Annotated in this window: 21 protein-coding genes; 9 read left to right on the top strand and 12 right to left on the bottom strand. The window is 65.1% G+C overall.

Translation table 11 applies throughout. From position 1 onward, the window contains the following. Nucleotides 1-31: 31 nt before the first annotated feature. Entirely contained in the window at nucleotides 32-1429 is a 1398-nt protein-coding gene (locus IVA80_RS03470; RefSeq protein WP_247425655.1) for an NAD(P)/FAD-dependent oxidoreductase, read from the bottom strand. A gap of 193 nt (nucleotides 1430-1622) precedes the next feature. Between IVA80_RS03470 and IVA80_RS03465 the strand changes: the two genes are divergently transcribed. Further along, nucleotides 1623-2612: a YiiX/YebB-like N1pC/P60 family cysteine hydrolase gene (locus tag IVA80_RS03465; protein ID WP_247425654.1), complete on the top strand. Its 990-nt coding sequence runs from the start codon at nucleotides 1623-1625 to the stop codon at nucleotides 2610-2612. A gap of 46 nt (nucleotides 2613-2658) precedes the next feature. On the opposite strand, the gene IVA80_RS03460 is transcribed toward IVA80_RS03465, so the two are convergent. Beyond that, on the bottom strand, nucleotides 2659-2934 hold the full coding sequence (locus tag IVA80_RS03460) for a metal-sensitive transcriptional regulator (RefSeq protein ID WP_007598521.1): 276 nt from the start codon (nucleotides 2932-2934) through the stop codon (nucleotides 2659-2661). Between the two features lie 50 nt (nucleotides 2935-2984). On the opposite strand from IVA80_RS03460, the gene IVA80_RS03455 reads away from it, so the two are divergent. The 4 genes from IVA80_RS03455 (at nucleotide 2985) to IVA80_RS03440 (ending at nucleotide 7284) form a co-directional block, all read left to right on the top strand. After that, entirely contained in the window at nucleotides 2985-5414 is a 2430-nt protein-coding gene (locus IVA80_RS03455) for a heavy metal translocating P-type ATPase (protein ID WP_247425653.1), read from the top strand. A gap of 181 nt (nucleotides 5415-5595) precedes the next feature. Then, nucleotides 5596-6042 (top strand): nickel-responsive transcriptional regulator NikR, encoded by a 447-nt coding sequence (gene nikR / locus IVA80_RS03450; RefSeq protein WP_247425652.1) that lies wholly within the window; start codon nucleotides 5596-5598, stop codon nucleotides 6040-6042. Between the two features lie 13 nt (nucleotides 6043-6055). Beyond that, entirely contained in the window at nucleotides 6056-6352 is a 297-nt protein-coding gene (locus tag IVA80_RS03445) for a hypothetical protein (protein WP_247425651.1), read from the top strand. Between the two features lie 191 nt (nucleotides 6353-6543). After that, complete coding sequence (locus IVA80_RS03440; RefSeq protein WP_247425650.1) at nucleotides 6544-7284, top strand: sulfate transporter family protein; 741 nt, start codon at nucleotides 6544-6546, stop codon at nucleotides 7282-7284. Nucleotides 7285-7365: 81 nt separating this feature from the next. On the opposite strand, the gene nth is transcribed toward IVA80_RS03440, so the two are convergent. Beyond that, nucleotides 7366-8118 (bottom strand): endonuclease III, encoded by a 753-nt coding sequence (gene nth, locus IVA80_RS03435; RefSeq protein WP_247425649.1) that lies wholly within the window; start codon nucleotides 8116-8118, stop codon nucleotides 7366-7368. 22 nt (nucleotides 8119-8140) lie between these two features. Here nth and IVA80_RS03430 point away from each other — a divergent pair, with 22 nt between their 5' ends. Next, the gene (locus IVA80_RS03430) at nucleotides 8141-8671 is read left to right on the top strand and encodes a DUF2244 domain-containing protein (protein WP_247425648.1); all 531 of its coding nucleotides are present in this window, start codon (nucleotides 8141-8143) and stop codon (nucleotides 8669-8671) included. Between the two features lie 56 nt (nucleotides 8672-8727). After that, a complete protein-coding gene (locus IVA80_RS03425) occupies nucleotides 8728-9624 on the top strand; it encodes a bifunctional helix-turn-helix domain-containing protein/methylated-DNA--[protein]-cysteine S-methyltransferase (protein ID WP_247425647.1) in 897 nt (298 codons plus the stop codon). A gap of 113 nt (nucleotides 9625-9737) precedes the next feature. On the opposite strand, the gene IVA80_RS03420 is transcribed toward IVA80_RS03425, so the two are convergent. The 8 genes from IVA80_RS03420 to dnaK all read right to left on the bottom strand — a co-directional run bounded on the left by IVA80_RS03420 (nucleotide 9738) and on the right by dnaK (nucleotide 17114). Continuing rightward, nucleotides 9738-10361, bottom strand: coding sequence for a 2,3-bisphosphoglycerate-dependent phosphoglycerate mutase (locus IVA80_RS03420; protein ID WP_247425646.1), 624 nt, complete (start codon nucleotides 10359-10361; stop codon nucleotides 9738-9740). Nucleotides 10362-10384: 23 nt separating this feature from the next. After that, the gene (gene dapB, locus IVA80_RS03415; RefSeq protein ID WP_247425645.1) at nucleotides 10385-11200 is read right to left on the bottom strand and encodes a 4-hydroxy-tetrahydrodipicolinate reductase; all 816 of its coding nucleotides are present in this window, start codon (nucleotides 11198-11200) and stop codon (nucleotides 10385-10387) included. A gap of 258 nt (nucleotides 11201-11458) precedes the next feature. Continuing rightward, a complete protein-coding gene (locus IVA80_RS03410; protein WP_247425644.1) occupies nucleotides 11459-11770 on the bottom strand; it encodes a DUF1330 domain-containing protein in 312 nt (103 codons plus the stop codon). A 23-nt stretch (nucleotides 11771-11793) separates the two neighbouring features. Next, entirely contained in the window at nucleotides 11794-12504 is a 711-nt protein-coding gene (pyrF, locus tag IVA80_RS03405; RefSeq protein WP_247425643.1) for an orotidine-5'-phosphate decarboxylase, read from the bottom strand. 6 nt (nucleotides 12505-12510) lie between these two features. Continuing rightward, nucleotides 12511-13089: an NAD(P)H-dependent oxidoreductase gene (locus tag IVA80_RS03400; protein ID WP_247425642.1), complete on the bottom strand. Its 579-nt coding sequence runs from the start codon at nucleotides 13087-13089 to the stop codon at nucleotides 12511-12513. A 56-nt stretch (nucleotides 13090-13145) separates the two neighbouring features. After that, entirely contained in the window at nucleotides 13146-13745 is a 600-nt protein-coding gene (locus IVA80_RS03395) for an rRNA adenine N-6-methyltransferase family protein (protein WP_247425641.1), read from the bottom strand. An 88-nt stretch (nucleotides 13746-13833) separates the two neighbouring features. Further along, entirely contained in the window at nucleotides 13834-14967 is a 1134-nt protein-coding gene (dnaJ, locus tag IVA80_RS03390) for a molecular chaperone DnaJ (RefSeq protein ID WP_247425640.1), read from the bottom strand. Between the two features lie 245 nt (nucleotides 14968-15212). Further along, nucleotides 15213-17114, bottom strand: a complete 1902-nt coding sequence (gene dnaK / locus IVA80_RS03385) for a molecular chaperone DnaK (protein WP_247425639.1) — start codon at nucleotides 17112-17114, stop codon at nucleotides 15213-15215. Between the two features lie 394 nt (nucleotides 17115-17508). On the opposite strand from dnaK, the gene IVA80_RS03380 reads away from it, so the two are divergent. Then, a complete protein-coding gene (locus IVA80_RS03380; RefSeq protein WP_247425638.1) occupies nucleotides 17509-18450 on the top strand; it encodes a hypothetical protein in 942 nt (313 codons plus the stop codon). A 196-nt stretch (nucleotides 18451-18646) separates the two neighbouring features. Beyond that, complete coding sequence (gene pncA / locus IVA80_RS03375) at nucleotides 18647-19369, top strand: bifunctional nicotinamidase/pyrazinamidase (protein WP_247425637.1); 723 nt, start codon at nucleotides 18647-18649, stop codon at nucleotides 19367-19369. Nucleotides 19370-19376: 7 nt separating this feature from the next. On the opposite strand, the gene grpE is transcribed toward pncA, so the two are convergent. Beyond that, complete coding sequence (gene grpE, locus IVA80_RS03370; protein ID WP_247425636.1) at nucleotides 19377-19991, bottom strand: nucleotide exchange factor GrpE; 615 nt, start codon at nucleotides 19989-19991, stop codon at nucleotides 19377-19379. Between the last annotated feature and the right edge of the window lie 78 nt (nucleotides 19992-20069).

The raw sequence follows: 20069 nt of genomic DNA, 5'->3' as shown, positions 1-20069 counted from the left end.
GATCCGGGACGACAGCTGAATGTGTTGCGGCTTAATTGCCCTGCGGCCGCGTCGTCTTGCGGCGCTTCGTCGACTGCGTCGGCACGTCGGCAGGCTCGTCCTTGAGCGCGCCGATCTTGCGCAGCGCTGCGTCTGCGGCGCGCTCGCCGCTTTCCCAGGCGCCGTCGACGGTGCCCCAGAGCGTCTCGTGCGTGGCTTCGCCGGCGAGGAAAATGGTGCCGATCGGCTCGGCCAGGATTTTGCGCGAAAGCTGACCGCCGGGCGAGGCCGCCGACATCGCCCCCATGATGAAAGGCGAGGCGTTCCAGCGCGTCGCGCTGGTCTTTTGCACGGCGGCCGCCGCCTCGCTGCCGAACAGCTTTGTGAGCCATTCCCTCGCGAAGGCCACCATCGCCTTCTCGCCCTGCTCGGAGAGATCGCGGCCGAACGAGCCGCCAACATCGATCGAGCACAGCGAGGAGCCACCGATGTTGGCGAACAGCAGCGCAGTGCGCGTCGAATTGCTCTGCTCGATGAGGATATCGTCGCGCGACAGCCCGAGCGGATTTCCGGGCAGTTGCAGCACGATGTGATCGTAGCTGCCGAGACCGAGCTTTGACGCCGCGTCAAGGGTGCGCTTCGGGATGTCGGGCGCGAACTTGATTGCGCCTGCGGTGAGCACATTGGTCGAGACCGTGATGATGGCGGCGCGCGCGGTGATCTTGCCGGACGGCGTTTCGACGCTGACGTCGCGATTGCTCCAGCCGATGCGGCTCGCCGGCGTCGCGAGCGCGACCGGGGCCTGCTCGCCGAGCTTCGCGATCAGGGTGCCCAGGCCTTGGCGGCACGCGATCGCGGCGTTGCGGTCCTGAGCCCGCGCCTTGTCGATCGCCGACAGCTCCTTCAGGTCCTTGCCGGCAAAGCTGGCGCCCAGCACGAATTCGGCCGCGCCGGCCCAGTCGCCGAGGTTCTTCGGCAGCACCGATCCGCAGGCGGTATCGAGCTTGCCGCGCGCGGCCTCGTCGATGGCGCGGTTGGCGCGCACCAGCGCCGCCAGAAACTCTTCGGTCTCGCCGGCGCGCGCGTTGCGGCGGCCGATACGTATCTTCTGGCCGGCCGGCGCCTGCACCACGTCGAGCCCGACGTTGCGCGCCAGGCGGATCATCGGATTGGTCTCGGGATTGTGCATCCAGCGCGCGCCGCGATCGAACGGCGCGTCGAAGGTCGTGCTGTCCGTGATGCAGCGCCCGCCGATCTGGGATGCGGCTTCCACCACCACGACCCTGCGGTTGGCCGCCATGATGCGCCGCGCCGCGGCAATTCCGGCAACCCCCGCGCCGATCACGACGATGTCGGCCTCACGCGGCAGGGTCGCGGCGGTTGCGCGCAGGACCGGCAGGGCGGCAAGAGCCGCCGACGCCGATAGGAAACTGCGACGCGTGATTGTCATGTCATGGTTTCCGGAGACTTGCGGCGAATGGGAACACCTAGGGAACCTTGCCGTATCTGATGTTGCGCAGCAACCATCGTAGTGAATCAATCGTGCTTGATGTCACAGGGGAGATGAACCGAATTGCAACACGTTCCAACCATGATAGAGAAGGGAAAAAGACGGCCGGAAAAGGCCGTGGGGGGAGTTTGAAATGGGGACGGTCCTGGATTCAGTCGGCAAGCTGATTGCCGCGTACCTCTCGAAGGAGGTGCCGGGCTATGAGCCGTTCACGCCGAGCGACCCCGAGCATCTGCGCGGCGTCATCGAGCCCGGCGACGTGCTGCTGGTCGAGGGCAATAACCGCATCTCCGGCATCATCAAATATCTGACGCAGTCGACCTGGTCGCATGGCGCGCTCTACGTCGGCCCGATCGAGGGCGCGGTGGAGCCCGACGGCGAGCCGCATGTGCTGATCGAGGCCAATATCGGCGAAGGCGTCACCTCCGCGCCGTTGTCGAAATATTTCCCGTATCACACCCGCCTCTGCCGCCCGGTCGGGCTGTCCTATGAGGACCGCACCACGGTCTGCCGCTATGCGATCAACCGCATCGGCTTCGGCTACGACACCAAGAATATCATTGACCTGATGCGCTTCCTGTTTCCGCTGCCGATCCCGCAGCGCTGGCGACGGCGCATGATCGCCATCGGCTCTGGCGATCCGACCAAGATCATCTGCTCGGCGTTGATCGCGCAGGCGTTCGACGCCGTGCGCTATCCGATCCTGCCCAAGATCACCAAGGCCGGCAGCCGCGCCGCGCGGCGCGAGATCCTGCACATCCGCGATTCCTCGCTCTACATGCCCCGCGACTTCGACATCTCGCCCTATTTCGAAGTCGTCAAACCCACCATCGTGCACGGTTTCGACTACACCGCCCTGCACTGGGCCGACAAGCAGAAGCCGCTCGAGGAGGTAGCCGGCACATTCAGTGTGTTTCCAGAAACGCTCCGTGCGCCGCCGCTCGTTCCTGAAGCGATTGACGAAGAGGCGCCGGTTCCGGCTGAAGTTCCGGCTGAAGAAGTGAGCGCGCAGCCTGCGCAGATGGTCGAATGCGCCTCCGTCTCGGAGCATTTCCTGCTGCTGAAGAGGATCGCGATGTACCGCCCGAGGCGACGGGCACGTGCGCGCGAGAAGGCAGCCTAGCCAACACGCCCGCCGTCGTCCCGGCGAGGGGAAGGTGCAGCGGGTGCTACCGCTCCGCCCGGCCAATCACCGCCATCAGTTCCGCGATCTTCTCGCGCTGATCGGCCTTGTCGCCGCTGGCAATCGCGTGCTCGACGCAATGGGCGACGTGGTCTTTCAAAACCTCTTCCTCGACCCGGCGCAGTGCGGCCCGCACGGCCGAGATCTGCGTCACGATGTCGATGCAATAGCGGTCCTCCTCGACCATCTTCGAGAGACCGCGAACCTGACCCTCGATCCGGCCGAGACGTTTTCCGACGGATGCCTTGATGTCCTTGCGCATGGCCTCTATATACCCCCCCAGGGTATATATTGCAAGGCCGGAGCATGATGATGAACGACACCGAGCACGGGCACCATCACAAGGCAGAAACTCATTCCGGATGCGGCTGTTCCGCCAAGGCACCGGCGACGCCTGCGGCTTCCTCATGCTGCGGCGGACACGGCGATCACGCCGGCCATGACCATGGAGACGCGGCAACGAAGGTCCGCGATCCCGTCTGCGGCATGACGGTCGATCCCGCGACCTCCAAGCACCGCTTCGAGCATCACGGCGAGACTTTTCATTTCTGCTCGGCCGGCTGCCGCACCAAATTCGCGGCCGATCCCGCAAAATATCTCGCCAAGGAAAAGTCGCCGGAGATGCCGGCGGGCACGATCTACACCTGCCCGATGCATCCGCAGATCCGCCAGGTCGGAGCCGGCAGCTGTCCGATCTGCGGCATGGCGCTGGAGCCGGAGGTCGCGAGCCTGGAGACCGGACCCAATCCCGAGCTCGCCGACATGACGCGGCGGTTCTGGATCGGCGGCGCGCTGGCGCTGCCGGCAGTGGTGCTGGAGATGGGCGGCCATCTCGCGGGGCCACACAACTGGATCGATCAGACGCTGTCGAACTGGATCCAGCTCGTTTTCGCGACCCCCGTGGTGTTGTGGGCGGGCTGGCCGTTCTTCGTCCGCGGCTGGCACTCGCTGGTGACGCGCAATCTCAACATGTTCACGCTGATCGCGATGGGAACGGGCGTTGCCTATGTCTACAGCCTGATCGGCACCATCGCGCCGCAGATTTTCCCCGCCACCTTCCGCGGCCATGAAGGCGCGGTCGCCGTCTATTTCGAAGCCGCAGCGGTCATCACCGTGCTGGTGCTGCTCGGCCAGGTGCTGGAGCTGCGCGCCCGCGATGCGACGTCGGGTGCGATCAAGGCGTTGTTGCAGCTCGCCCCGAAGACCGCGCGCCGCATCGATGGCGACGGCGGCGAGCACGAGGTCGAGATCGACGCACTCCATGCCGGCGACCGCTTGCGCGTGCGTCCGGGCGAAAAAGTGCCGGTCGACGGCGTCATTCTGGAAGGCCGCTCCGCGCTGGACGAATCCCTCGTAACCGGCGAATCCATGCCGGTCACCAAGGAGACCGGCGCAAGAGTGATCGCCGGCACGCTCAACCAGTCGGGCAGCTTCATCATGCGCGCAGACAAGGTCGGGCGCGAGACGCTGCTGTCGCAGATCGTGCAGATGGTCGCCGATGCGCAGCGCTCGCGCGCGCCGATCCAGCGCCTCGCCGATCAGGTCGCCGGTTGGTTCGTCCCGACGGTCATCGCGGTCGCCATCGTCGCCTTCGCCGCCTGGGCCTGGTTCGGACCGGAGCCGCGGCTCGCCTTCGGCCTCGTCGCGGCCGTCAGCGTGCTGATCATCGCCTGCCCCTGCGCGCTTGGCCTGGCGACCCCGATGTCGATCATGGTCGGCGTCGGCCGCGGTGCGCAGGCAGGCGTCCTGATCAAGAACGCCGAGGCACTGGAGCGGATGGAGAAGATCGACACACTCGTGGTCGACAAGACGGGCACGCTGACCGAGGGCAAGCCCAAGGTGGTCGCGATCGTGCCGGCCGCGGGCTTTGCGGAAGATGACATCCTCCGCTGGGCAGCCAGCGTCGAACGCGCCAGCGAGCATCCTTTGGCCGATGCCATCGTGCGCGCGGCAAAGGAGAAGCAACTCACCCCCGGCAACGTCGAACATTTCGATTCGCCGACCGGCAAGGGTGCGGCCGGCAAGGTCGACGGCAGGGCCATCGTACTCGGCAATGCGAAATATCTGACCTCGATCGGCATCGACACCAAGGCGCTCGATGCCGAAGCCGAGCGCCTGCGCGGCGATGGCGCCACCGTCATCAACGTGGCCGTCGATGGCGCGCTCGCGGGCCTGTTTGCAATTGCCGATCCGGTCAAGGCCTCGACCCCGGAGGCGCTGAAGGCGCTCGCGGCCGAAGGCATCAAGGTGATCATGCTGACCGGCGACAACCGCACCACGGCCGAAGCCGTCGCACGCAGGCTGGGTATCGCGGAGGTCGAGGCCGAGGTTCTGCCGGACCAGAAGAGCGCGGTCGTGACGAAGCTGCAAAAGGCCGGCCGCAGTGTCGCGATGGCCGGCGACGGCGTCAACGACGCACCGGCGCTGGCGGCGGCCGAAGTCGGCATCGCCATGGGCACCGGCACCGACGCCGCGATGGAGAGCGCCGGCGTCACCCTGCTCAAGGGCGACCTCACCGGCATCATCCGCGCGCGAAAACTGTCGCAGGCGACGATGAGCAATATCCGGCAAAACCTGTTCTTCGCCTTCATCTACAACGCCGCCGGCATTCCGATTGCGGCCGGCATCCTCTATCCGGTCTTCGGTGTGCTGCTGTCACCGATCATCGCGGCGGCCGCGATGGCGCTGTCCTCGGTGAGCGTGGTCGGCAACGCATTGCGCCTGCGTGCGACACGGCTGTGAAGGTGACGGTTGCTCCCTCGCCTGGCTCGCGAACCAAGGTAAGATCTCCGTAGCCTGGATGGAGCGAAGCGAAATCCGGGTTCTGTCCACATAGCGAAACTGTCCCGGATTGCGCTTTGCTCCATCCAGGCTCCGCACTAACGAGCCACTGTCATCCAACGGCACGCACGAAGAGGGTCTGATGCAGCGGATTACGATCACGATCGAGGACGATCTGCTGGCGGAGATCGACGCTGCGGCGGAGGCGCGCGGCTACCAGAACCGCTCCGAGATCATTCGCGACCTCGCACGCGCCGGCCTGCAACAGAGCACCGAGGACACCGCGCAGACCGGCCCCTGCGTCGCCGGCCTCGTCTATGTCTACGACCACGCCGCGCGCGATCTCTCAAAACGCCTGGTGCAGGAATTCCACGGCCATCACGACCTCGCGCTGGCGACCCTGCACGTCCATCTCGATGACAACAATTGCATGGAGATGACGGCGCTGCGCGGCGATGCCGGCGAGGTCAGGCATTTCGCCGATCACATCATCGCCGAACGCGGCGTCCGTTACGGCCGCGTGGTGATGATCCCGACGGGGGATGGCAAGCAGGCGAAAGCGCGGAAGCACGGGCACAGGCAAGAGTAGGAGCTATCCTCTCGTGCCCTGGACGCAGCGCAGCGCTTCTACAGCGGTGGGCTGCAGAGCCGGGCCCACCTGGTTCAGGAACCGGACCGCCGGCGAAGGCCTGCAAAGCGACCTCGACCTCGTCGTGGTGGCCAACAAGCAGGAACGCCACGGCAACATGCCGGCCGGCTCGAAGGACTTCGACCGCAAGAACAATGTGGAGCAGGTCATCGTCGAGAATCCGCCGCCCGGCGAAGCCGTGATTTCCGTCATCGCTCATTCCATCGCCGTCGCGCCGCAGAATTATGCCCTCGTCATCAGGATGAGCTAGAGCTTTTCCAAGCGAAGCGGACACTGGTTCGCGTGAAGAAACGCGTCGCAACAAGAACCTGGAGCTTGGGGTTCTGATTCAATCAGAACCGAGGCTACAAGCGCGGCAATCCGCCCCGGAAGGCTCGACCTCTTGTCGAACCTTCCACGCATGTCTACTTCTCGCGGGTGGTTTTCCCGAGAGGTACTCCCATGCTGGATGCCGCCATAAAGGCGCTGTCGCAAATGATCTCGCCGCCGATGCGCACGATCCTGTGGCGATCGATCGGGCTTGCACTGGTGCTGATCATCGTGCTGGCAATCGGCTTGCAGCGGCTCCTGAGCTGGTTTGCGACCTATGGCGAGGTCTGGCTGGAAGGCCTGCTCGGGCCGGGCTGGCATTCGTCGCTCGAGGTCCTGGCCTGGATCGTCTCGATCATGGCGGGCCTCGGCGTCGTGTTCGGCGGCGTGTTCCTGATGCCTGCGATCACCTCGCTGGTGGCGAGCCTGTTCGTCGACGACGTCGCCGACATCATCGAGCGCGAGCACTATCCCGCCGAGCGGCCGGGCGCTGCGCTGCCGTTCAGCCAGGCGATCTACGAGGGCGTCAAGACCGCGCTGCTGACGATCGTGGTCTATCTGATAGCGTTGCCACTGGTACTTTTCGCCGGCGCCGGTTTCCTGGTCTTCTTCGTCGCCGCCGCCTGGCTGCTCGGGCGCGAATATTTCGAGCTCGCCGCGATGCGCTTCCGCCCGCCGGACGAGGCCAGGGCGATGCGGCGTGACAATGCCGCGACCATCTTCACCGCCGGCCTATTCATTGCGGCCTTCGTCTCCATCCCGATCGTCAACCTGGCAACGCCGATCTTCGGCATGGCATTCATGGTCCACATGCACAAGCGCCTGTCCGGCCCACGGCCCGAGCTGATCGAGCCGGCGCGTCAGATGCGGTGACGGCGATCCGTGTTGATCGAGGCCGGCATGGAGGGCCGCGGGAAAACCAGCCGCCCGGAATGACAGGGAATGAACACCGCCTCAGACCGTCTTCTCCGGCCATCGGCAGAGATCGTTGATCAGGCAAACCTCGCAACGCGGCTTGCGCGCGAGGCAAGTATAGCGGCCGTGAAGAATCAGCCAATGATGCGCATGCAGCATGAACTCGGCCGGGATTACCTTTTCGAGACCAAGCTCGACTTCGAGCGGCGTCTTGCCGGGCGCAAGCGCGGTGCGGTTGCCGACGCGGAAGACATGCGTGTCGACCGCCATGGTGTGCTCGCCGAAGGCCATGTTGAGCACGACATTGGCGGTCTTGCGCCCGGCTCCGGGCAGTGACTCGATCTCGGCCCGCGTGCGCGGCACCTCGCCGCCGAACTCGCTGAGCATCTTGGCCGACAGCGCGATCACGTTCTTCGCCTTGGTGCGATAGAGGCCGATGGTCTTGATGGCCTCGCGCAGGCGTTCTTCGCCGAGATCGAGCATCTTCTGCGGCGTGTCGGCGACCTCGAACAATGCGCGCGTCGCCTTGTTGACCCCGGCATCGGTGGCCTGTGCCGACAGCACTACGGCGACCAGCAGCGTGAAGGGATTGACGTGTTCGAGCTCGCCCTTCGGCTCGGGATTGGCCTTGCGGAAGCGCTTGAAGACCTCATGGACCTCGGCCGGCGTCCAGGGCCTTGTGGCCTTGAGCGATTTCCTGGCCGGAGCTCTCGGCCTTGCAACCATCGCCTTTGCCTTTTTCTTCGGCACGGACGCTTTGCGCGGGGTCGCCTTGCGGGTGATTTTCGCCATGATCGGGATATACTGAGGGACGATGAGCACAGGCAACCAAATTGAACGCGAGCGATTTGAAAGCAAGGAGCCTCAGATCTTCTCCGCGCGCCTGACGCCGCACCGCTCGCTGAACCGCACCGGCTTCCTCGCCGTGATGCTGTTCCTGAGCGTGGTGAGCTTTGCCACCGGCCTCGTCTTCCTGATGATGGGGGCATGGCCGGTGTTCGGCTTTTTCGGCCTCGACGTGCTGGTGATCTGGTGGGCCTTCAAGGTCAATTTCCGCGCGGCGCGGGCCAGCGAGGAGATCGTGGTCACGCCGTCTGAATTGCGCGTGCGGCGCGTCAGCCAGCGCGGCCAAGTCGTCGAGTGGATCTTCAATCCCCTCTGGGTCCGGCTCGACATGGAAATCGACGAGGAGTTTGGCATTGAGCACCTCTATCTGATCTCGCGTGGCCACCAGATCCAGATCGCCCGCTTCCTGGGGCCAGACGAAAAAGCAAGTTTTTACAAAGGTTTGGTCGAGGCGTTAAACGCCGCCAGGCGCGGCCCGACCTACAATCCGGTGACCTGACCGCCGAGTCGGAAATCGGGTGGTCTCAGGCCTGCGCCGCGCCTACATTTCCGCTCATGATGACACTCGCCATACATGACCAGCGCCTGGCCAAGCCGGGCCCCCAGAACGCCGCGTTGCGCGACTACGATTCCGTGCGTCGGGCGATCGCGTTCATCTCGGAGAACTGGCGCACCCAGCCGGCTATCGAAGCGATGGCGGATGCGGCCGGCGTCACGCCGGATGAATTGCACCATCTGTTCCGCCGCTGGGCCTCGATCACGCCGAAGGCTTTCATGCAGGCGCTCACCCTCGACCACGCCAAGGGTCTGCTGCGGGATTCCGCGAGCATTCTCGACGCAGCGCTCGACTCCGGTCTCTCGGGGCCGGGGCGGCTGCACGACCTCTTCGTCACCCATGAAGCGATGTCGCCGGGCGAATGGAAGAACGGCGGCGCCGGTCTCACCCTGCGCTACGGCTTCCATCCTTCACCATTCGGCACGGCGATCGTGATCGCGACCGATCGCGGCCTGTCGGGCCTCGCCTTTGCCGATCACGGCGAGGAGAAAGTTGCGCTCGCCGACATGACGCGGCGCTGGGCGAACGCAACCTATGTCGAGGATCACGAAGGCACCGCACCGCTCGCACAGCGCATCTTCGACACAAAGCTGTGGCGGCCGGACCAGCCGCTGCGCGTGGTCATGATCGGCACCGATTTCGAGGTGCGGGTGTGGGAGACGCTGCTGAAGATCCCGATGGGCCGTGCAGTGTCCTATTCCGACATCGCCTGCAACATCAACAGCCCGAAGGCCTCACGCGCCGTCGGCGCTGCAGTCGGGAAGAACCCGGTCTCCTTCGTCGTGCCCTGCCACCGCGCGCTCGGCAAAAGCGGCACGCTCACCGGCTACCACTGGGGCATCACCCGCAAGCAGGCGATGCTGGGCTGGGAAGCCGGGCAGCTGGGGATGCAGTAGAGGTCTCGTAGGGTGGGCAAAGGCGCGCTCTTCGCGCGCCGTGCCCACCATCGTTCCGCAATCGCTGAGGCATGGTGGGCACGCTACGCTTTGCCCACCCTACGGGATCGCGCCTACCCCGCCAGGTCCAGCTTCGAGGCCACCGTCGAATCCGCGTTGAGCCGGTAGATGATCGGCACACCGGTGGCGAGCTCGCGCTTCAAGATGCCTTCGGGCGAGAGCTTTTCCAGCACCATGATCAGCGCGCGCAGCGAGTTGCCGTGCGCGGCGACGAGGGTGCGCTTGCCGTTGAGCACGCCGGGCAGGATCTCCTGAACGTAATACGGCAGTGCTCGCGCGAGGGTGTCCTTCAGGCTTTCGCCGCCGGGCGGCGGCACGTCGTAGGAGCGGCGCCAGATCAGCACCTGGTCCTCGCCCCATTTCTTGCGGGCGTCGTCCTTGTTGAGGCCGGAGAGATCGCCATAGTCGCGCTCGTTCAGCGCGAGGTCTTTGGAGGTCGGCAGGCCTTTCTGGTCGAGCTCACCAAGGATAAGATCGAGCGTGTGCTGCGCGCGCGTCAAGACCGAGGTGTAGGCGACGTCGAACACGAGGCCCTGCGCCTTCAGCTTGCGGCCGGCTTCCGTGGCCTCCTTCGCGCCGAGCTCGGTGAGATCGGGATCCTTCCAGCCCGTGAACAGGTTCTTCAGATTCCATTCGCTCTGGCCGTGGCGCACAAGCACGAGAAGACGTTCGCTCATTGACTGCTGTCCGTTACTTTCGTTCAGATATCGGCGAGACCGAGCACGTCGGCCATGGAGTAGAGCCCCGGCTTCTTGCCCTGCGCCCACAGCGCCGCCTTCAGCGCGCCATGGGCGAACAACATGCGGTCCTCGGCATGATGCGACAGCGTCAGTCGCTCGAACGGGCCGAGGAAGCTCACGCTGTGATCGCCGGCGGCGGTGCCGCCGCGCAAGGAGGCAAAGCCGATGTCGCCCGGCTTGCGCGCGCCGGTGATGCCGTCGCGGCCGCGGTCCGCATGCTCATCGAGCAAGATGCCACGGCCGGCCGCCGCGGCCTGGCCCAGCATCAGCGCCGTGCCCGAGGGCGCATCGATCTTCATGCGGTGGTGGGTTTCCACGATTTCGATATCAAAACTCTCATCGAGCGCCTTGGCGACGCGCTTGACCACTGCGGCAAGCAGATTGACACCCAGGCTCATATTGCCGGACTGCACCACGACCGCGCGGTTGGTGACGCTCTTGATCACGGCGTTGTCGGAGCCCGACAGCCCGGTCGTTCCGACGACGTGCACGAGGCCGCGCTCGGCGGCGATCGCGACATTGGCGAGGGTCGCCGCGGGCACGGTGAAATCCAGAATGCCGTCGGCGTCCTTCGACAACGCCCAGAGATCGCCGGAGAGTTTGATGCCGTTGGCAGGCAGACCCGCGAGCACGGCGGCATCCTTGCCGAGCAGCTCGGAGCCTGGCGCCTCCAGCGCTCCGGCCAGCACGGCGCCTTTGCTCTCGGCGATTGCCCGTGTCAGCGCCCGGCCCATCCGGCCGCCGGCTCCAGCAACAATCAAGCGCATGTCGGACATGGTGTTATCCTCTCACGGCCGTTGTAGCGGGGGGACGCAGTTCCGGCAACCGAGGGGATCTGGGGGCACGGGCGCTCCCGCCCTTGGCGGGCAGGTCGCTTGCGGCCATCCTTCGAGACACCCGCCTACGGCCGGCCCTCAGGATGAGGTCGGAATATGTGGCAGCAAATTCGACGGGCGCCGATGCTGCTTAGCCTCATCCTGAGGAGACCGCGGAGCGGTCGTCTCGAAGGACGAGGCGCGCACGCAGACCCAGCCTCAGCCGTCCGACGGCTGCGAACCGTCATAGCCCTCGATGATGATAAGGTCAGCGATCGAGTGCGGCTGGCGCACCTTGATGTTGGCCTGGTATTCCGGCGAGTTATAGCAGGCGATCGCGGCCTCGTAGTCCGGGAATTCGATCACGACGTTGCGGGTGCGGCTGGCGCCTTCGACGGTGGTGAACTTGCCGGCGCGGACGACGAAGCGGCCACCCCATTTCTTGAAGATCGGACCGTTGGCGACAGCATAGGGCTTGTAGCCCTCGTCATTGCTCACATCCACGCGCCCGATCCAGTAGCCTTTTGCCATTGTTCTTCTCCCTGTGTTTTTGGTTAGCCGATCGCTTGGGCGATCTCGGCGTGGATGGCGTCCGCGATCGCCCTGGGGTCTGTGGCTTCCAGCACCGGCCGCCCGACGACGAGATAATCGGCGCCGGCAGTGATCGCACGGCCCGGCGTCATGATGCGTTTCTGGTCACCCCTCGCCGCGCCCGCCGGCCGGATGCCGGGGGTGACGAGGCTCATCTGGTGGCCGACGATCTTGCGCAAGGCGCCGACCTCTTCTGGCGACGACACCAGCCCGTCGACACCGAGCACCTGCGCCTGCTGCGCGCGCGCTTCAACCAGCTCGGAGACGCCGAGCCGGAAACCTGCCGCGTGCAGATCGTCGTCGTTGTAGGAGGTCAGCACCGTGACGGCGAGGATTTTCAGGTTCGAGCTGCCGCGGCCTTCGACGGCACCCTTCATGGTCTGCGGATAGGCGTGCACGGTGACGAAAGTCGCGCCCAGCCTGGCGACGCTCTCGACCCCGCGCGTCACCGTGTTGCCGATGTCGTGCATCTTGAGATCGGCAAACACCTTCTTGCCCTTGTCGGCGAGCTTGCCGATCAGCGGCAGGCCGCCGGCATAAGCGAGCTGATAGCCGATCTTGTAGAAGGTGACGCTATCGCCGAGCCTTGCGATCATCGCCTCCGCGGCGTCGACGCTGGGCAGATCGAGCGCAACGATCAGGCGGTCTTTCGGGGCGATCTCGGCTGGAATCATGTCACCTCACATCATGCGTTGGGAAATGTCGATCAATTGCCGCACCAGCTCCTTCAAGGCGGCGATGTCGCCCTCGTTCTTCAGCCTGTCCATATCGTCATAGGCCTCTCCGGCAAAGGCGAGCGTGAGCTGGCTGGCAATCACATTGGCGTGGCAGGAAGTCAGGATCAGCCGCAACGCCTGGAGTGCACGGGCTGCACCGAGCCGGCTCTGCGATGCGCCGGCGAGCGCGAAGGCGCGGTTGCGAAACACGTCGCCGCGCGCCTCCTGCGGATCCTGCACGCGGCTGACCCAGTCGATCGCATTCTTGAGCAGCGGCGGCACCGAAGCATTGTATTCGGGCGAGACGAACAACACACCATGATGCGTACCGATCATGCGCTTGAGATTGATCGCGTGCTTGGGCACGCCGGACTTGGCCTGAAGATCGCCGTCATAGATCGGCAGCGGAAAATCGGCGAGCGAGATGCGGGTGACGTCGACGCCGGCCTGGGCAAATTCATACGCGGCAACCGCCGCCAGCTTCACATTGTGCGAGCCGGTGCGCAGCGAGCCAGGAATGACCAGGATTTTGGGTGCGGACATCCGCTTCCATGCGTTCGGCGAAACCACCCCGCCACGCAAGAAAGCTGCCGGCGGAATTAGCCCTTGCGATACACCCAGACGCGGGCCGGCGGAAGGTTCATCCAGATCCGTTCCGAGGCCTCTGTGGACACGCCGGGCAGCGATTTCGGGATCGGCGGCACCACCGCATAGGTGAACTGCACGAAGGGGGCCCCGGGTGCCAGCGCCGTGAAAGCGTCGCGGATCAGTCGCAGCCGCGTCAGCATCGGTTTTGTGACGAGCGGCAGGCCGGAGACAACCGCGGAGGCCGGCGCGCTCAAGACATTCCAGAGCGTGTCGCGCAGGCGATAGGCATCGCCCTGCACCACCTTGGCCTGCGGATAGCGGTCGCGCAGCAGGGCGCAGAAACCCGGATTGTATTCGACCAGGACGAGGCGCTTCTGGTCGACGCCACGCTCGACCAGGGCCGTGGTGATGGCGCCGGTGCCGGGCCCGAGCTCGACCACAGGTGCGTCCGAGTTGACGTCCACGTAATGGGCCATGGTCCGGGCCAGCAGCTTGCCCGACGGCATTACCGCGCCCATGTGCAGGGGCTTTTCGATCCACGACCTGAGAAAACGCACCTCGTCATCAAGACGAGGCTTCTTCAACGCACGCGCGGACGATGGCAATGGCATGTCAGGACCGGACGGGACCGCAGGACCGCGGCGTGTCAGAAAATGGTCATAAACAGGTATAGGCCGAAGGCGGTACGGTCAAGACGAGTCAGTTCGCCCGATTGCTGAACAGATCCTTGACCTTGGCGAAGAAGCCGACGGATTCCGGCTGAGTATTGCCGGAGGAGAGCTTCTCGAACTCGGCCAGCAATTCCTGCTGCTTTTTGGTGAGGTTCTGCGGGGTCTCGACCGCGACCTGGACGTACATGTCGCCCATCTGGCGCGAGCGCAGCACCGGCATGCCTTTTGACGCAATGCGGAACCGGCGGCCCGACTGGGTTCCGGCCGGCACCTTCACCCTGGTTTTGCCGCTGTCGATGGTCGGCACCTCGAATTCGCCGCCGAGAGCGGCCGTCACCATCGAGATCGGCACCCGGCAATGCAAATCGGCGCCGTCGCGCTGGAAGAGCTGGTGCTGGACCAGCGACAGGAAGATGTAGAGGTCGCCGGGCGGGCCGCCGCGGACCCCGGCCTCGCCTTCGCCGGCGAGCCTGATCCGGGTGCCATCCTCGACACCCGGGGGAATGTTGACGGACAGCGTCCGCTCGCGGGTGACCCGCCCCTGGCCCGAGCAGGACGGGCAGGCGTCCTCGATCATCTGGCCACGGCCCTGGCAGCCGGGGCAGGTGCGCTCCAGCGTGAAGAAGCCCTGTGACTGCCGCACGCGGCCGGCGCCGCCGCAGGTCGAGCAGGTCTTCGGCTTGGTGCCGGCCTTGGCGCCGATGCCCGAGCAGGCCTCGCAGGTGACCGAGACCGGAATCTCGATCTGGGCGGTCTTGCCGCCAAAGGCTTCCTCGAGCGTGATTTCCATGTTGTAGCGCAGGTCGGCGCCGCGCTCACGGCCGCCGCGGCCGCGCTGCCCGGCCATGCCGAACAGGTCTTCGAAGATGTCGGAGAAGGAGGAGGCGAAGCCCGCGCCGAAACCGGCGCCGCCGCCGGGGCCGCCCTGCTCGAAGGCCGCATGGCCGAAGCGGTCATAGGCCGCGCGCTTGTCCTTGTCCTTGAGGACCTCGTAGGCCTCGTTGATTTCCTTGAACCGGACTTCGCTGGTGTCGTCCCCCGGATTTCGGTCGGGATGAAATTTCATCGCGAGCTTGCGGAACGACGATTTCAGCTTGGATTCGTCGGCGTCGCGTTCGACTTCGAGCGTTTCGTAATAGCAGCGCTTGGTGGACGTGGACATGTTGAACTCGGTCTATCCAATCGCGATTCAAGTCGGAGCGAAACAGCGTCGCCATGAGACGATATAAGCACCCCGTCGCTTCGCGGCAGAGGGCAGCACGGCGGCGTTCATCATAACGGCTGGGAATTGATCGATCGTAACGGGGGCGTGCCCCGCCGAGCCCGACACGACGGCCTCCCCCGCGAGGGAGGAGGCCGGTAGCGCGTCTGGGGTGCAAGCCGTCCGCATCATCACCCTCTTGGGGTTCAGGCGGACTTCTTGTTGTTCTTGTCGTCGTCGACTTCGGTGAATTCTGCGTCGACGACGTCGTCCTTGGCCGCATCCTTCTTGGCGTCGGCCTCGGCCTGCTGCTTGTACATGGCCTCGCCGAGCTTCATCGACGCCTGGGCCAGCGTTTGGGTCTTGGCCTTGATCGCCTCGGCATCGTCGCCCTTCAGCGCTTCCTTGAGATCGCTGACGGCATCCTCGATGGCGCGGCGCTCGGTCTCTGCGACCTTTGAACCGTGCTCGGCCAGAGCCTTCTCGGTGGAGTGCACCAGACCATCCGCATCGTTCTTGGCCATCACGGCCTCGCGGCGTTTCTTGTCCGCCTCGGCATTGGCCTCGGCGTCCTTGACCATCTTCTCGATGTCGGCTTCCGACAGGCCGCCGGAGGCCTGGATGCGAATCTGCTGCTCCTTGGCCGTGGCCTTGTCCTTGGCCGAGACGTTGACGATACCGTTGGCGTCGATGTCGAAGGTCACCTCGATTTGCGGCATGCCGCGCGGGGCCGGCGGAATGCCCATCAGGTCGAACTGGCCGAGCATCTTGTTGTCGGCCGCCATTTCACGCTCGCCCTGGAAGACGCGGATGGTGACCGCGTTCTGGCTGTCCTCGGCGGTCGAGAACACCTGGCTCTTCTTGGTCGGGATCGTGGTGTTGCGGTCGATGATGCGGGTGAACACGCCGCCCAGCGTCTCGATGCCCAGCGACAGCGGGGTCACGTCGAGCAGCAGCACGTCCTTGACGTCGCCCTGGAGCACGCCGGCCTGGATCGCGGCACCGATCGCCACGACTTCGTCCGGGTTGACGCCCTTGTGCGGCTCCTTGCCGAACAGCTGCTTCACGACTTCCTGGACCTTCGGCATGCGCGACATGCCGCCGACCAGCACCACTTCGCCGATCTCGGCTGCGGTGAGGCCCGCGTCCTTCAGCGCCTTGCGGCAGGGCTCGACGGTCTTCTGGACGAGGTCGTCGACCAGCGCCTCGAACTTGGCGCGGGTGAGCTTCATCGTCAGATGCTTGGGGCCGGTCTGGTCCGCAGTGATGAAGGGCAGGTTGATCTCGGTCTGCGTTGTCGACGACAGCTCGATCTTGGCCTTTTCAGCGGCCTCCTTCAGGCGCTGCAACGCGAGCTTGTCGTTGCGCAGGTTGATGCCCTGCTCCTTCTGGAACTCGTCGGCCAAATAACCCACGAGGCGCATGTCAAAGTCTTCGCCGCCGAGGAAGGTGTCGCCGTTCGTCGACTTCACCTCAAACACGCCGTCGCCGATTTCGAGAATGGAGATATCGAACGTGCCGCCGCCGAGATCGTACACGGCGATCGTGCCGGTCTTGGTCTTGTCCAGACCATAGGCGAGCGCGGCCGCGGTCGGCTCGTTGATGATGCGCAGCACTTCAAGGCCCGCGATCTTGCCGGCGTCCTTGGTCGCCTGGCGCTGGGCGTCATTGAAGTAAGCGGGAACGGTGATGACGGCCTGGTCGACCTTCTGGCCGAGATGGGCTTCCGCGGTCTCCTTCATCTTCTGCAAGATGAACGCAGACACCTGCGAGGGCGAGTAGGTCTGGCCGTCGGCCTCGACCCAGGCGTCGCCGTTGGAAGCCTTCACGATCTTGTACGGAACGAGCTTCTTGTCCTTCTCGACCATCGGGTCGTCGTAGCGGCGGCCGATGAGGCGCTTCACTGCGAAGAAGGTGCGCTCGGGATTGGTGACCGCCTGGCGCTTGGCCGGCTGGCCGACGAGGCGCTCGCCATCATCCGTGACGGCGACGATCGAAGGCGTCGTGCGCATGCCTTCGGAATTCTCGATGACTTTGGCGTTCTTGCCATCCATTACGGCGACGCACGAATTCGTGGTGCCGAGGTCGATCCCAATGACCTTTCCCATGGTCCTGATATCCTTGTTTTTGCGGCAGGCTGGCTGGGCCCAGAAGGCACCCGAACCGAAACCCCCTAAGATCAAACATCCGCGATATTGCGATGGTTGACGCTCATATAGGAGGGGGGGAGGGGCCCGCAAGGACCGAACGCAAGTTTCGGCCGTGAAAACATTGGGTTTTGGAAGATCATATCGGGGCTGAGCCGCCCTTGCGGGTGAGGAATTATTAACAGGTTCGGTTATCGCCGGCCCTGCCACCCTGATCCGTCCTGCTCTGTTACGGCAACGCCAAACCCGCTAAAAGGCGGGCGGCCGGACAGCCGCCCTTGAGGCTGCCTCGCGCGACAAAGCGGCCCGATGGCCCACCATCGAACGGCCTCAATGTGAACCAATCAGAGTGCCCATGAAGCTGATCCGCCCCCTCGCCGCGCTCGCCCTCCTCGCCGCCTCGGCGTTTCCGGCCCTCGCCGCCGATGCCATCTTCCCGCCCGGGCTGCGCCTCGGCATGGTGCCGCTGGTCGGCCTCAGCACGGCCAAGACCTTTCCAGGCTTCGAGAGCGAGGACGGCAGCGTCAAGGTGCTGATCACCGAGCTGCCGCCAGCGGCCTATGGCGAGGTCGTGAGCGCCTTCAATTCCAATCCCGCCGGCACCGCCGGCGTCAAGCAGGACAAGATCGAAACCCCCGCGGGTCTTGCCTATTTCACCACGGAAAGCGGCAAGGCGGGCGATACCCCGGTGAAGCGCTACTCGATGATCGTGCCCGGCGCCGGCTTCTCCGGCTATGTCGCGGTGCAGATCCCGGAGAACGCGACCAGGATCTACAGCGACGAGGCGGTGCGGCAGATGTTTGCGAGCGCCGTCACCCGCAAGCAGGTCTCGGCCGAAGAGCAGATCGCGCTGATGCCGTTCAAGATCACCGATCTTGCCGACTTCAAGGACATCCGCACCCTGGCGCCGGGCAGCAGCATCATCCTGGCCGATGGCGACGAGAGCTCAGGTTATGAGTCGAAGCCGTTCATGATCCTCGGCCTGATCGGCGCCACCCCGCAGCAGGTCGACGACCGCGCCCGCTTCGCCCAGGAGGCGGCGCTCCAGATCCCAGGCTTGCGCGAGTCGCGCGTCACCATGTCCGAGCCGATGCGCATCAACGGCCAGCAGGGTTTCGAGACCCGGATCGATGGCGTCAGCGGCAAGGACAAGACGCCCGTGACCGTGGTGCAGTGGATTCGCTTCAGCAGCGGCGGCGCCTCGCTGCGCATCGTCGCCAGCGCCCCGCGCGAGCAGTGGTCCGCCGCCTTCACCCGCTTCCGCGCCGTGCGAGACGGCATCCAGCCGAAGGGGTAGCTGCATCTCCGAACGAGATGCGCTCCCTCTCCGCCTGCGGGGTAGGGTTAGGGGCCCCGCAAGCGGGAGAGGTTGAGCGCGCCGGCGGCTCAAGCTCGATTCCTCGCCAATGCAGGCAGCATTTTCGGGCTTCTGTTCGTACACAAGCGGAACTAGGCTCCTCTCCACCTGGATTCATTCCGGAGGGAGGCGAACGATGCTGAATCGGCGACACATCTTGACGGCGCTTGGGACGACGGCGCTCGCGGCTCTCGCTCCAACCAAGCTCCTTGCAGCGGCATCGATCAAGCCGGACGATGCATCCGCGCTGCTGGTGATCGACGTGCAAAACTGCTTCCTGCCCGGCGGCAGCCTCGCCGTGAAGGAAGGCGAGCAGGTGGTGCCCGTCATCAACAAGATGGCAAAAGCGTTCGCAAACGTGGTGATGACGCAGGACTGGCACACGCAAGGCCACGTCTCATTCGCATCGGTGCATTCCGGCAAGAAGCCGTTCGAGACCATCGATCTTCCCTACGGCAAGCAGGTGCTGTGGCCTGACCATTGCGTGCAAGGCACCGATGGCGCCGCGCTGTCGAAGGACCTTGCGATCCCGCATGCCGAGCTCATCATCCGCAAGGGTTTCCACAAGGACGTCGACAGCTACTCGGCCTTCCTGGAAGCCGACGGCAAGACCTCGACGGGCCTTGCCGGCTATCTCAAGGGGCGCAAGATCAAGCGCATCTTCGTCGCCGGCCTCGCGACAGATTTCTGCGTCGCCTGGACCGCGCTCGACGCGCGCAAGGCGGGCTTCGAGGTCTATGTGGTGGAGGACGCCTGCCGCGGCATCGACACGCAGGGTTCGCTCGCAAAAGCCTGGGCCGACATGGCCAAGGCCGGCGTGAAGCGGATTCAGTCTGCGGATATCGCGGTGAGCGCGTAGGCGCAGCCTAAGCCGCGCTGTTCGGCTCGTTGGTGTTGGCCGCCGGCGCCGCCTTCGCGCCACCCTTGGCGACACCGACCAGGGCCGGGCGCAGCACGCGCTCGCCGATGGTGTAGCCGGCCTGCATGACCTGCACGACGGTGCCCGCGGGCACCGACGCATCAGGCACTTCGTACATCGCCTGCTGGAAGTTCGGATCGAACTTCTGGCCCTGCGGATCGAACTTCTTCACGCCGTGCTTTTCCAGCGCGTTGAGCAGCGAGCGCTCGGTGAGCTCGACGCCCTCGATCAGCGAGGTCAGGCCGGGATCGGCTGTGGCACGGGCCTCGGCTGGAACGGCATCGAGCGCACGCTGGAGATTGTCGGCGATGTCGAGCACGTCGCGGGCAAAGCCGGTGATGCCGTAAAGGCGCGCATCGGCGACTTCCTTGGCGGTGCGCTTGCGCAAATTCTCCATCTCGGCCAGCGTGCGCAGCATGCGGTCGCGCGCCTCGGCGGCTTCCGTCTGCAACAGCTCGACTGAGCCGGGCTCGGGATCGTCGGGCATGATGTAGGGCTTCGACACTACGGGTTCCCCGGTCGGCGGGGTCATGTCGTCGGGTTGCCGGTCTCGATCGGTCATCAGCTCTCTTCTCGAACTCGTCTCAACGGATTTTTCTGGCCCGGATATCGTGCTTCGGGCGCCGAAAATCAAGCGCCC

The sequence above is a fragment of the Bradyrhizobium sp. 139 genome, assembly GCF_023074175.1.
Lineage (GTDB): Bacteria > Pseudomonadota > Alphaproteobacteria > Rhizobiales > Xanthobacteraceae > Bradyrhizobium.
This window is presented reverse-complemented; position numbering and strand designations above follow the sequence as displayed.